Source organism: Halothiobacillus sp., assembly GCF_028710545.1.
GTDB lineage: Bacteria > Pseudomonadota > Gammaproteobacteria > Halothiobacillales > Halothiobacillaceae > Halothiobacillus.
Genome location: NZ_JAQTTX010000010.1, coordinates 1 through 12,633 on the forward strand (window position 1 = coordinate 1; position 12,633 = coordinate 12,633).

Sequence of the window (12,633 nt, forward strand, 5' to 3'; positions counted from 1 at the left end):
GGCGCAATGCGGTCAACTTCTGCAGCCAAGGCCGCAAAGTCAATGCAGGCTGCGATCTCGCTGAGTGGGTCGCCCAGCTTGTCAATGGTCTGCTTGTGATGCTGGTCGGCAAATAGGTCGGTCTTAATGGCGCTGCGTCGTTTCATTGGAAGCAAAAGAGATGGTGGTCAGATGAATCGAATTTTACCGGATGCTGTGGGGAATGGATGGGGTTTTTCGAGGTGCCCAGATATTGATCACAGGCTTATCAAGCATTCAGTAACACGCCCAACCACTCGTCCATCAACGATTCACTAACAGCCACAACTGCCGATCGTGGTGCGAGTTTGAGTGCATCATCCAGTGCGTCACGGTGGCCATCGAGCGCGGCCGAGGATGCGCCTGCCTCCAGCGCGATCAATTGCCCTGCGGCATAATCCCAGGGTTTTTGTTTGCCATGCACATAAACCTGAACACGCCCGGCGGCAAGCCAGCACCAGTCCAGCGCGACCGAGCCGATGGAGCGCTGCGAGGCATACGGTGCGTCCCCGGCGAGGCGGCAAGCCAGCGTTTTATCCAGGCGTTTGAAATCGACGATGGCCAGACAACGTGCCAACGGCAGTTCGGGTAGTTTGCTTACGTCCAGACGGGTTTCGTTGAGGAAGGCGCCAGTGCCGCGGCGGGCATGAAACAGCTCGTCGCGCACGGGGTCATAGACGAGCCCGGCGATGACCTGACCGCGGTCGAGCAGCGCCAGTGTGAGCGAGAATACCGGGAAGCCCGCACGGAAATTACTGGTGCCATCCAATGGATCGACGACCCACAGAGCCTGTTCTCCCGCAAGGCAACGGCTCCACGCAGCGCTTTGCTCCTCGTCGGTCATTTCTTCGCCCAGAAAACCGATGGTGGGGAAATGTTCGGCCAGCCAGCTCCGAGCGGCGGCTTGAACTGCATGATCGACGGCAGTAACCCAACTGCCATCCGCCTTGGTCTCGACCCCGGTTGCCGCCGTATTCATGTGCTGGCGGGCAATCCGACGCATGGCGTCGCGGGTTTGCGGCCAATCGGCATGCCAATCAAACCCAGTCGTCATCGCCGCCACCAAACAAGCCATCAAAGAACCCGCCGCCTGCGTCGTCCTGATCGAACATTCCGCTGCTGTCCGCCTGCATCGGGTCAATCGGGTCTGCCATAGGGTCATCGAAGCCGCTACCTGCATCGGTCATGCCGCTATTATCCCAGCCGCCGGCATTCGCATCCGCACTTGTGTCAGGCGAGGAGCCATACACATTTTCCGTGATATTCGTGACATCTTCTGTCGGTTGATTGCCCGCCAGCGCACCGCCACCCAAACCACCACCCATCAGGTGTTCGATGCCCTGAAACAGCAGGGCGCCCCCGAGAACGCCGGTTGCGGTGGCTGCCGCCGTGCCGAGAAACGAACCGCCACCGAAGGCCGCACGGGAAGAAGGCACCGCTGAGTTGGCGGCTGAAGCGGCGGCTGGCAGGGGAGAAGGTTCAGCCCGGCCGATGGGCTGCCCGTAGGCATTGGTCTGTACGGGGTTGTTCGGCATAGACTGGGGCGTTGTGCCACCAAGGAAGCTGCCGGATGCCTGCGACTGTAGGGCCTTGATCTGGGCCTGGGCCTGCTCCAGGGCCATTTCGAGTAGCAGGTGCCGTTGAACGAGCAGGTAGGCCGCATCGGGTGCTGCCGTGAATGTGTCACGGATCATTTGTGCCGCTTCGGGGTCTTGTGCCGAGGGGGGCATGCCTTGGGCCGCCTCGCGCAGGTTATTGAGCAGGTTGTTCAACAGGGTGCGCTCTTGATGGTTCATCTGTCCTCTCCTCAGGTTAAGCCAGAATAAGGTTTGTGCAAAAATATCCGATTTGATCCGGGCGCCAGAATGGCACATTCAGCGTTTGATTGGAGTCCGATCGTAACCTACGGTTCCCCGTTTTTCTTGTGACTTACCTTTTGTCGCCACTGGCCGCCAATCTATGTGAGAATCCCCGCCTGGGTTGCCATGATGCCGAATGAGGCGTGAATACCGGTCGGGTCGGGTTCGGATCGGCCGGGCCGGAGCGCTGGTTTCGGCTTTTACGGCAAAAGGTGATTTATACGTTATTTTTTCAGATCGGTGTTATCAATCCGCCCCGGGTATCTATGGGTATGAAATTACGCGCCAATGCGCACTGGATTTTTGGTTTTGCACTGGCCGTTGTGTTTACGCTGACCGCCTTTTTTGTGCTGCGCGGGCAGGAAGAGCGCGCCGCCGATATCGAGTTTGAGGTCCACGCATCCGAGCGGATAGAGGACCTGGCCGCCAGTATGCACCTGTCGCTGGATTATCTCGACGCGCTGGGTGCTTATTTCGATGCGACCAGCCAGGTGGACCGCGCGCTGTTTCAGCGCCTGGCTTCCCCCTTCCTCGATGACGGTTCACCCATCTCCGCGCTTGAATGGGTGCCTCGGGTGCCGGATGCAGAACGGGCCGCCGTGACCGCCGCGGCGCGGTTGGATGGATTCCCGGCATTTGAATTTACCGAGCGCGACGCCTCCGGGGCATTGATTCCCGCAGCCAAGCGCCCGGAGTATTTTCCGGTGTATTTTCTTGCCCCCTATCGCGGTAACGAAGCGGCTTTGGGTTTTGATCTTTGGGCCGATTCGCTGCGGCGCGCTGCCATGAGACGCGCGATCGAGACGCGCAAGCCCGTGGCGACGGATCGGATCTCGCTGGTTCAGGATTCGGTCAAGGCAAACGGCTTTCTGGTTTTTCGGCCCGTATTTGCGTCCACTTCACGTTTGGCGGAGCATCGATCCGCCCCGGTGCGCGGTTTTGTTCTGGGGGTATTCCGGCTCGATCGACTGATGGCAAAGGACGACGCTTACCATCCAGCGGTGCGGCTTGTGATCTTCGATAACTCGGCCAAAGGTGGTCCACAGCTTTTATATCCGGGTGGAGAATCTGCCGATATCTCGCAGGTGCTGTCCAGCCCGCACCAGCTGACCCGTACATTGACCGTGGCCAACCGAACCTGGACGGTAGTGGCCCTGCCGCGCTCGCCCGCCTTGTCCACTCACCATTCGGCGAGTACGGCGACTCTGGTTCTGGGCTTATTGCTCTCGGTGCTCCTGGCCGTGTATTTGCGGCAGAAGGAACGTCGGCAGGCGCTGATCGAGGACACCGTGCGGACACGCACCCACGATCTTAAACAAGAGCGCAATTTCAATCGGGCAATTCTGGATTCGGCGGGGGTTGTCGTCATGGTGATCGACCGCAAGGCCGAAATCATACGCTTCAATCTCGAAGCCCAGAGATTGACCGGCTGCACGGCCGAAGAAGTCGTCGGCAAGCCGTTTTATTGGGAACGCTTTTTGCCGCCGGATCAGCGCGCCGACATCAGAGTGCTGTTCGAGCGTTTTCTGGCCAAGGATATTCCCGCGCGTCTTGACATGCCCTGGCTCGATCGTTCGGGTAAACGGCATGAGTTTGACTGGAGCACCACGCTCCTGCTGGATGATCAGATGGCGCCCGAGTACCTCGTAACGGTCGGCATCGATATGACCGATGCCCGCAAAAACGCTGAGGCGCTATCGCGAAGCGAAGCGCGGTTTCGCCAAATGTTCGAACACAACAACGCGGTGATGTTGCTGATCGACGCACAGACAGGCGGTATTTTCGATGCCAACGCGGCGGCCAGCCAATTCTATGGCTGGCCGCACGAGGCGCTGTGCCACATGAATATTTCGCAAATCAATCGGTTCACTGATGAGGAAGTGGCGGCAGAGCGCCAACGGGCGGCGAACGAGTCGCGTCGCTATTTTATCTTTCCTCATCGGCTGGCCGATGGCAGCGTGCACACGGTTGAAGTGCATACCACGCCCATTGACATCGATGGCCGCAAGATGCTGTTTTCCATCGTTCACGATATTTCAGAACGGCTGGCGGCCGAAGCCCGGGTCCGGCAGCTTGTGCACGAGCAGAGCATCATGCTGGATAACACCCTGGTCGGGATTGTGCGTGTGCAGGATCGTATGATCATCTGGGCCAATCGGGCATTCGAGAACATGCTGGGCTACGGGCATGGCGCGCTCAATGGCCTATCTACCCGCAAACTCTATAAGGACGAGGCGACCTACGAACAATTCGGTGCGCGGGCCTACCCGGCCATTCAGGCTGAAGGCAATTACAGAGGTGAAGTGAAACTGCTGCGGGTGGATGGTCGACCGGTATGGTGCGATGTCAGCGGCGCTTCTCTTGAAGTGGCGACAGGCGCATCGTTATGGATTTTCCTCGATATAACCGATAAGAAACGGGCGGAGGACGAGATCCGTCAGCTGGCTTATTTCGATCCGTTGACACAACTGCCCAACCGACGCCTTTTGACCGACCGGCTGAATCAGGCACTGATTTCCAGCCAGCGCCGGGGCGAATATGGCGCGGTCATGATGCTGGATATGGATCAATTCAAAGGGCTCAATGACACCTTGGGCCATCATATGGGCGATTTGCTCTTGCAGGCTGTTTCACGGCGTCTTTCTGCCTGTGTGCGCCAGCAGGATACCGTAGCCCGTTTAGGTGGCGATGAGTATGTCGTGTTGCTCGAAGGGTTGGGGTTTGAAGACGCGGCAGCGGTAACCCGTGCGAAGCAAGTGGCCGAAAAGATTCGAGCGTCCCTGAGTGCGCCTTATCTTCTGGGTTTGCAGAATACGGAATATCACACCACGTCGAGTATCGGGCTCACCCTGTTTCTGGGGCAGGAGAACCCGGTGGATGTGTTGCTCAGGCATGCTGATCTCGCCTTGTATCAGGCCAAGGATGCCGGTCGCAATACGGTTCGGTTCTTCAGCCCGGCGATGCAGGCCGAAATTGAAACGATTTCGGCCATGGAAGCCGCCATACGCCAAGGATTGGCGCGAGACGAGTTCATTCTGCACTACCAGCCGCAAGTCGATCAGATCGGGCGTCTGGTTGGCGTGGAGGCGCTCATCCGGTGGCAGTCGCCCGAGCTTGGACAGGTCCCGCCTACCGAGTTCATCCCCTTGGCCGAGGAAACCGGGCTGATTCTGGAACTTGGTCAACGGCTTATCGATACGGCCTGTGCCCAGCTGAAACGATGGGGCGAAAGCCCGCTCAGCCGTGATCTGACCTTGTCGATCAACGTCAGTGCCCGGCAATTCCGGCAGGTGGATTTTGTCGATCGCCTGCGAAAGAGTCTGAGCGACCATGAGGCGAATCCCGCTCGCTTGATACTGGAACTGACCGAAGGGACTGTCCTCAAGGAGGTCGATGTCGTCGTGGCGCAAATGCGTGAACTCACCGAGCTTGGTGTCGGCTTCTCGCTGGACGATTTTGGCACCGGCTATTCGTCGTTGTCGTATCTCAAGCGCTTACCACTCACGCAGGTCAAGATCGACAAATCGTTCGTGCGTGATCTGGCCGTCGATCCCAGCGATGCGGCGATCGTGCGCGCCATACTGGCCATGAGCCGCTCTCTGGGGCTTCAGGCGATTGCAGAGGGTGTCGAAACGGCGGAGCAGCGAGAGTTTCTCTCGGAAAATGGCTGCGTTTTTTATCAGGGGTATCTATTCGGACGACCAGGGCCGATCGAAGACATAGATCGTCTGATCGGCGAGGGCACCATCCTGCTGTAATCCCATACGGTGTTGGTTGCCGTTGTTCAGGCTGGGTTTGCCCTTGCTTCCAGCCAGTTGCGTGCGTGTGCGCTGTCTTTTGTGATCTGTGCGATCAGTTCTTCCAGCGTGTTGAATTTCTGCTCGTCCCTGATGGGGTGCAAGAAGGCGACCCGTACCAGCTTGCCGTAGATATCCCGATCAAAATCGAACAGATGTACCTCCAGTCGGGCATCCTGTCCGTCGACCGTCGGGCGCGTGCCTACATTCGCCACGCCGTTGACGACGGTGCCATCAGGCAGCGTGGTGGTCACGGCAAAAACACCTCTGAGCGGCGACAGCCTGCGGTGAAGTGCCACATTGGCCGTCGGGAACCCCAGTTGCCGCCCGCGTTTGTCGCCGTGAATCACCCGGCCGCAGAGCGTGAACGGGCGACCCAGCAGACGCGCCGCACCGGCCACATCGCGCTCGGCCAGCAGAGCGCGAATGCGGGTGGAGGACACGCGTTCGCCATCCAGCGCCCAGGTGGCCGCGGCCTGCACCGAAAAATCAAATCGTCGCCCGAGTTGTTCGAGCAGGGCGAAATCGCCTTGTCGGCCCTGTCCGAAACGAAAATCGTCGCCAATGACGAGGTGGCGCGCGTGAAGGGCTTCCGCCAGTACGCGTTCGACGAAGGTTTCGGCAGTGAGTTGGGCAAAGGCCGTATTGAATCGAAGCACCAGCAACACATCCACCACGCCAAGCTCTTTGATGAATGCCACACGCTCCCGAAGACGCGTCAGGCGGGCCACCGGAGCATGTGGTGCGAAAAATTCGCGCGGTAGGGGCTCGAAGATCAATACGACAAGCGGAAGCCCGAATTTTCGGGCCTGATCGGCGGCCTGCCGAAGTACGGCCTGATGGCCCAGGTGAACGCCGTCAAAATTACCGAGTGTGACCACGCAGCCTTTCGGGAAGGCGGGCAAGGCACTCAGACCGCGAATCAGTTGCATAACAGGCTCGGTGGGTGGATCGATCGAGCCGATGTTTTATCACAAAACGCGGGGGGCCGGGCAAAACGAGGCTATTCGATCAGCCCCGATTCAACCGGAATGCGCCACCAGCGGATGCCCGCATTCGAGAAGTACGCGCGCAAGTGGTCGATAATCCGGTTCGCGGTGGCCTCATCGGTAAACAGGCTCATGCGGATGAGTGGCGCGGTGCCTTCAACCTGCTCCGCGACGCTCAGGCCATGGTGCGTGTCGTTGTGTCCGCGCACATTGCTCACCAAAAAAAGCGGGTAGTCGGCAAGCTCACTTAATTGATCGACAAGCTCGGCCTCAAGGGATTCCCGCGCGATCAGTGAGAGTATGAGGGCATTGGGTATCATGCCTTGGCCTCCGGTGATGGTTGTTGCGCGTTGCGCTGATCGGATGATTGGCCGAAGCGTTTATACAGGATCGGCAACAGGATCAGCGTGAGCAGGGTGGAAGTGACCAACCCACCGATGACCACGATCGCCAGTGGCCGCTGAATCTCCGAACCGGGGCCGGTTGCGAACAACAGCGGCACCAGACCCAGGGCGGCAATGGAAGCCGTCATCATGACGGGTCGCAATCGACGCAGCGCGCCTTGGCGAACCACCTGTTCGATGTCCATGCCCTGTGCCGCCAACTGGTTGAAGTAGGAAACCAGCACCAGCCCGTTGAGCACCGCAATCCCCAGCAGGGCGATGAAGCCGACCGATGCGGGAACCGATAGATATTCCCCGCTGATGTACAGGGCGACCACACCGCCGATCAGGGCAAACGGGATGTTGGCAAACACCAGCGTGGCCTGACGAACGGAATTGAAGGTGGTGAACAGCAACACGAAAATCAGCCCCAGTGCGATGGGTACGACAACCGCCAGGCGTGCGGCGGCGCGTTGCTGGTTTTCGAACTGGCCGCCCCATTCCAGACGATAGCCTGTCGGCAGCTCCACCTTCTCGGCAATCTGGTTCTTGGCATCGGCAACGAAGTCGGTGAGCGCGCGCCCGGAGACATTGGCACGCACCACGGCAAAGCGCGAGCCCATCTCCCGGGTAACGAAAACCGGGCCGGTGGTACGTTCGACAATGGCCAGATTCGAGAGCGGTTGCACGGTACCGTTCGGCAGTGCAATGGGTAAAGAGCTCAGTTTTTGTGGCGCATTGGTCAGTGCATCAGCACGAATCAAAATGGGCGTGCGCGCTGCGCCTTCTTGCACAATACCGGCCAGTTGGCCTTCAATCTGGGCGCGCAGGATATCTTCCAGTTGATTGACGGACAGCCCGTTCCGTGCGGCAGCGGCCTGGTTCACGGCAACATTCAGATACAACAGTCCTTCGTTATCCGTGGTGGCCACATCCTGAGCGCCGGGAATCGCGCTGACGACGGATTTGATCTCGTTGCTGACCGCGTTGAGTTCCGTCAGATCGCTGCCGAAAATTTTAATGGCCAGATCGCCGCGCGCGCCGGTCAGCATTTCGGAGACTCGCATTTCGATTGGTTGAGTAAAGCCGAAATTAAAGCCGGGCAGCGTGCTGAGCACGGCACGAATTTTTTCGCGCACCTCATTGATGCTGGCCGCTTGCCACTGATCCTTGGGTTTGAGGATGATGAACGTATCGGTGTCGTTCAGACCCATCGGATCGAGGCCGAGTTCATCCGAGCCGGAGCGCGCTACGATTTGCGCGATTTCCGGCACTTTCGCCATCAGGGTTTTCTGAATATTTGTATTGAGCGCGATCGTGGTGCCGAGGTTGGTCGAAGGCAGATTTTCCACCTGCATGACAATCGTGCCTTCATCGAGATTCGGCATAAAGGTTTTCCCGATCTGGGTGTACAGCAGGCCCGCCACCACAAGCCCCGCGATGGCCACCGCCACGACAGGCCACGGGCGTTTCAGCGCAAAGTTGAGGCTGGGCTCATAAATCTTGTGCAGTTTGCGCACAAGCCAGGGTTCGTGATCGGTCACCTTGCCGAGGATCAAGGATGCAATCACCGGAATCAGCGTGAGTGAGAGAACCAACGAGGCACCCAGCGCAAAGATAATGGTCAGCGCGACCGGCGAGAACAGCTTGCCTTCCAGCCCTTGCAGCGACAGCAGCGGCAGGAACACCAGCATGATGATGATAATGCCGGAAAATACGGGGGAGGCGACTTCACGCACCGAGCGATACACGATGTGCAGGCGCGGCAGATTGGGGTGTTTGTGCGCCTCGGCCAGATGCGCCACGGTGTTTTCGACCACGACGACGGCGGCATCCACCAGCATCCCGATGGCAATCGCCAAGCCACCTAAGCTCATCAGGTTCGCGCTCATGCCGAACTGCTTCATCAGGATGAAGGTGATGAGCGCCGCCATCGGCAAGGTGAGCGCGACCGTAACGGCAGCGCGCAGATTGCCCAGAAAAAGAATCAGAAGAATGAGCACCAGCACCACGGCTTCAAGCAAGGCCTTGCTGACGGTATGCACGGCGGCATTGACCAGATCGGCACGGTTGTAGAATACGTTGATCTTAAGATCGGGCGGCAGGCTCGGCTTGATTTCGGCCAGTCGCTGCTGGACACCCGCCACGACCGCGCGTGCATTGGCGCCGCGCAGGGTCAGTACCAGACCTTCAACGGTTTCGCCCTTGCCACTGTGCGTCACGGCGCCCAGGCGTGTGATCGCGCCGATGCGCACCGTGGCGACATCACGCACATGAATCGGCTGGCCGCTGCGCTGGGTGATAACCAGATTGCGCAGATCATCCAGCGTCTTGATCCGCCCTTCGGAACGCACCAGCCAGGCTTCTTCGCCCACGTCCAGCCGTCCGGCGCCGTCATTGCGGTTGTTCTGCTCGATGACCCGCATCAGATCATCCGTTGTCAGCTTCTGTGCTGCCAGTTGCGTCGGGTTCGGGATAACCTCGAACGTGCGCACAAAGCCGCCCAGTGAATTCACATCGGCAACGCCCTTGACCGCACGCAGCGCCGGGCGGATCACCCAATCGAGCAGATGCCGCCGCTCGGTCAGCGAGAGCGTGGGGCTTTGGAGCGTGAACATGAAGGCCTCGCCCAGCGGTGTCGTGATCGGGGCGACGCCGCCAGTCGTGCCGGCAGGTAAATCACCGCGGGCGGAAGACAAGGCTTCGTTCACCTGCTGCCGCGCCCAGTAAATATCGGTGCCTTCAGCAAAATCGAGCGTAATTACCGAGATCCCGTACTTGGAGGTCGAACGCAGCATGGTCTGGTTCGGGATGCCCAGTAAGGATGTCTCCAGTGGCGCAGTAATGCGGGTTTCGACTTCCGTCGGTGTGACGCCGGGGGCTTTGAGGATGATCTGTACCTGGGTTGGCGAAATATCCGGGTAGGCGTCGATTGGAATGGTGGAAAAGACCATCCAGCCGAAACCGGCCACCAGCATGGCGACCAGCAGCACCATCAGGCGCTGGGCGAGCGAAAAGGCAATCAGACGATGCAACATTATTCCGCCCCCATGCCGAGAGCCAATGCCTTGAGCTGGCTGACACCTGAGGTCACCACGCGATCGCCCGATTCAAACGAGCCGGATACAAAGACCTGCCCGCCCGCTTCACCTTTACGGCTGACGGGGATCGAGAAATAGTTTTGGCCGCGTTGAACGAATACTTCGGTTCGATCATTTAGCTCGGTTAATGCGCTTATCGGCAAAGATACGGCGGGTTTATCCTGTTCAAGCCATAAGGTGGCAGTCGTGATCTGGCCGGGGCGCAGGGTTGGACAGGGTGATTTCGGGCGCGCGCGCAGGGTAATGAGCTGGCTTACCGGATCGACCGCCAGATCCATCAGCGAAACGGGGGCGGATTCAGGGCAGCCGGCGATTTTGAGTTCGGCCTTCTGCCCGGCGGATGGTGCCTTGCTCGGGGAAATGGCCAAAAGCCACCACTGATCCTGTGTCGCGGTGATATCGAACAGGGATTGCCCGGTGGTGACACGCTCGCCCGGCATGACCATCCGTTGGGTGATCACACCCGTGATCGGTGCGCGCACGGGCAGATTGATGCCCATGTTCTGTTCGGGATTATCGGCACCCGCCGCCTTCAGACGCGCGGCCGCAGCCTTGAGTTCGGCTGACGCCATCTGCGCCTCGCCACGAGTGGCTTCAAGCCGTTTTTTTGCGATCAGCCCATCTTTGAATAAGGCCGAATCGCGGTTCAGGTTTTGCTGAGCGAGTGTGACCTTGGCTTGGGCCATCTGCCATTGCGAGAGGGCGGCACCAAGCTGGGCGCTGGTAATCTCAAACAGTGTTTCGCCCGCCTGCACGACCTGCCCCACTTGCGGCAACGTGCCCGCCACTTGCCCATCGGCCGGGGCGGAAACCTGCATGCTGGCCTGATTGCTTGATGCGGCGCTGATGGTTGCCAAACCCTGGGTAACGGGTATCTGTGAGGAAAATACGAGTGGTTGTGTTTGCACCTTCAGGTTGGTGCGCATCGCATCGGGAATGGTGATTGCCGAGGGTGCAGCGGTGTCTGGCGTGGCAGCAAAGCTCGCCGAGGATGTGCCCAGCCAGAAGACCATGCCCGTAACCGCAGTGGCGGCGAGTAAGGCCTGGGTAATCGGTGCGTGCGTAGGGCGTATGTTCATCTAAAGTTCCTATTCTGCGGCGGGCATCAGGCCCAGTGTTTGTTTGAGGCTGCTTTGGTCGGCACGATAGGCGATATGCGCCAGCCGGGCTTGCAGACGGGCTTCGGCGGTATCTCGTTCAAAAACGAGCAAGCTTGTCCAGTCGAGCTCACCCAGACGAAGCGCCTTTTGTTTGAGCGTCAGGGTTTTTTCTGACAGCGCAGCCCGCCGGTCGAGTTGCGCCAGGCGTGAAGGCCAGGCGGCTATGCGTTGGCGCAGCGCCATGACTTCGCCAAGAATCTGCTGTGTGTTCTTGATCAGCGCGACCTGAGCTGTAGCGCGCTGCTGCGCCATCTCGGCCAGGGCTGGATCGCGGTATTTCTGACCGCCGAACGGGATGCTCAAGGTCAGTTGCAGGCTGTTGTCATAGGGTATTCCACGGTCGCCCCGGTCTCGCTTTACGCCCAGGCCGATTTCGGGGGCGCCAGCGCCTGCCGCGCGTTCAGCATCAATGCGGGCCGTGCTCATGCCGACTTCGCTCGCCATCTGGCGCAGCAGTGGCTGCTGTGCGAGCAAGCCGTCGGGCGTGTTCAGTTCAGGATTGTTCAACAGGGCCTGTTCAGTCGAAGTGACTTGACCGAGATCGGAAGGCAGTTGGCTGGTGCCGGTTAACTGTTGCCAACGGGTCTGGATGGTGTCCAGTTGCATCTGGGCGGCTGTGACCGCCTCTTGCACGGCCAAGGCCCGGCTTTCAACACTCATGCGGTCGACCTCGGCTGCTTCGCCGTGCTTGAACTGCTTTGTGACGGCAGCGAGGTCGCGCTGCATGATGCGGTTACGCTCCTTGGCCGTTGCCAGTTCGACTTCGGCCTGTCGCCAACCCCAAGCCATCTGGCGTAATTCGCCAAGCAGGACGAGCCGGTTGGCTTCGGTGCGTGTTCTGGCATTGAGTGCAGACTGCTCAGCAAGCGAACGCCATGCGTCAGACTGGCCGAAACGACGCAAAGGCAGGCGGACTCCGAGCTGCATTTCGGTGGAACCGAAATCACTCATCAGCCGATCGCTACGATACAGGCCATCGACGACCGGAGCGCCAGCCAGAATGCCATTCGCACGCGCCTGTTCCGCTGCGAATCGCGTTCTATCCGCTTCGGTCACCAGATTCTGTGAAATCCGCTGTTCCGTTTGCATAAGCACTTGCGCCCAGCTTTTATGGGGCTGCTCGACAGGGCTTGGTGTGGCTGCCATGACCGTACCTGACAGCACGCCCGCCCCCAATACCAGACCCAGCAAAGCACGCAGCATTCGATGGGAAACGGACAGAGCGAAAACGCACCGGCCGCCACTGATTGTGGTGATGCACTTAAGATGGGGCGTGGCCCCTGTACTGACTGATTTTTTCATGGGTGTATTAAACGCGATGACTGT

General features: G+C 59.3%; 8 protein-coding genes and 1 pseudogene. 1 reads left to right on the plus strand and 8 read right to left on the minus strand.

Annotated elements, in window-relative coordinates; translation table 11 throughout:
* The 3 genes and pseudogenes from PHD44_RS03095 to PHD44_RS03105 form a co-directional block, all read right to left on the minus strand.
* Positions 1 to 146 (minus strand): annotated as a pseudogene (locus PHD44_RS03095) (IS5/IS1182 family transposase); the annotation flags it as partial.
* 101 nt (positions 147 to 247) lie between these two features.
* Positions 248 to 1,072 (minus strand): inositol monophosphatase family protein, encoded by an 825-nt coding sequence (locus tag PHD44_RS03100; protein WP_300187959.1) that lies wholly within the window; start codon positions 1,070 to 1,072, stop codon positions 248 to 250.
* Positions 1,056 to 1,814: a DUF2076 domain-containing protein gene (locus PHD44_RS03105; RefSeq protein ID WP_300187961.1), complete on the minus strand. Its 759-nt coding sequence runs from the start codon at positions 1,812 to 1,814 to the stop codon at positions 1,056 to 1,058. Before PHD44_RS03105 ends, PHD44_RS03100 begins: the two co-directional genes overlap by 17 nt.
* A 335-nt stretch (positions 1,815 to 2,149) precedes the next feature.
* Between PHD44_RS03105 and PHD44_RS03110 the strand changes: the two genes are divergently transcribed.
* Positions 2,150 to 5,635 carry an EAL domain-containing protein gene (locus tag PHD44_RS03110; RefSeq protein ID WP_300187963.1) on the plus strand — a complete coding sequence of 1,162 codons (3,486 nt, stop codon included), beginning with the start codon at positions 2,150 to 2,152 and terminating at the stop codon, positions 5,633 to 5,635.
* A 26-nt stretch (positions 5,636 to 5,661) separates the two neighbouring features.
* Here the strand turns inward: PHD44_RS03110 and ribF are convergent, their stop codons facing one another.
* The 5 genes from ribF to PHD44_RS03135 form a co-directional block, all read right to left on the minus strand.
* Positions 5,662 to 6,606, minus strand: a complete 945-nt coding sequence (ribF, locus tag PHD44_RS03115) for a bifunctional riboflavin kinase/FAD synthetase (protein WP_300187965.1) — start codon at positions 6,604 to 6,606, stop codon at positions 5,662 to 5,664.
* A gap of 71 nt (positions 6,607 to 6,677) precedes the next feature.
* Positions 6,678 to 6,983 carry a DUF3240 family protein gene (locus tag PHD44_RS03120; RefSeq protein WP_300187967.1) on the minus strand — a complete coding sequence of 102 codons (306 nt, stop codon included), beginning with the start codon at positions 6,981 to 6,983 and terminating at the stop codon, positions 6,678 to 6,680.
* Positions 6,980 to 10,084 (minus strand): CusA/CzcA family heavy metal efflux RND transporter, encoded by a 3,105-nt coding sequence (locus PHD44_RS03125; RefSeq protein WP_300187969.1) that lies wholly within the window; start codon positions 10,082 to 10,084, stop codon positions 6,980 to 6,982. The genes PHD44_RS03120 and PHD44_RS03125 overlap by 4 nt, the downstream gene beginning before the upstream one ends.
* Positions 10,084 to 11,226, minus strand: coding sequence for an efflux RND transporter periplasmic adaptor subunit (locus tag PHD44_RS03130; protein WP_300187971.1), 1,143 nt, complete (start codon positions 11,224 to 11,226; stop codon positions 10,084 to 10,086). Before PHD44_RS03130 ends, PHD44_RS03125 begins: the two co-directional genes overlap by 1 nt.
* Before the next feature lie 9 nt (positions 11,227 to 11,235).
* Positions 11,236 to 12,609: a TolC family protein gene (locus PHD44_RS03135; RefSeq protein WP_300187973.1), complete on the minus strand. Its 1,374-nt coding sequence runs from the start codon at positions 12,607 to 12,609 to the stop codon at positions 11,236 to 11,238.
* Between the last annotated feature and the right edge of the window lie 24 nt (positions 12,610 to 12,633).

Excerpts from the sequence above, each read along its gene's own strand:
- PHD44_RS03130 (WP_300187971.1), bottom strand. The coding sequence starts at position 11,226 with ATGAACATACGCCCTACGCACGCACCGATTACCCAGGCCTTACTCGCC.
- PHD44_RS03100 (WP_300187959.1), bottom strand. The coding sequence starts at position 1,072 with ATGACGACTGGGTTTGATTGGCATGCCGATTGGCCGCAAACCCGCGAC.
- PHD44_RS03120 (WP_300187967.1), bottom strand. The coding sequence starts at position 6,983 with ATGATACCCAATGCCCTCATACTCTCACTGATCGCGCGGGAATCCCTT.
- ribF (WP_300187965.1), bottom strand. The coding sequence starts at position 6,606 with ATGCAACTGATTCGCGGTCTGAGTGCCTTGCCCGCCTTCCCGAAAGGC.
- PHD44_RS03105 (WP_300187961.1), bottom strand. The coding sequence starts at position 1,814 with ATGAACCATCAAGAGCGCACCCTGTTGAACAACCTGCTCAATAACCTG.
- PHD44_RS03125 (WP_300187969.1), bottom strand. The coding sequence starts at position 10,084 with ATGTTGCATCGTCTGATTGCCTTTTCGCTCGCCCAGCGCCTGATGGTG.
- PHD44_RS03110 (WP_300187963.1), top strand. The coding sequence starts at position 2,150 with ATGAAATTACGCGCCAATGCGCACTGGATTTTTGGTTTTGCACTGGCC.
- PHD44_RS03135 (WP_300187973.1), bottom strand. The coding sequence starts at position 12,609 with ATGAAAAAATCAGTCAGTACAGGGGCCACGCCCCATCTTAAGTGCATC.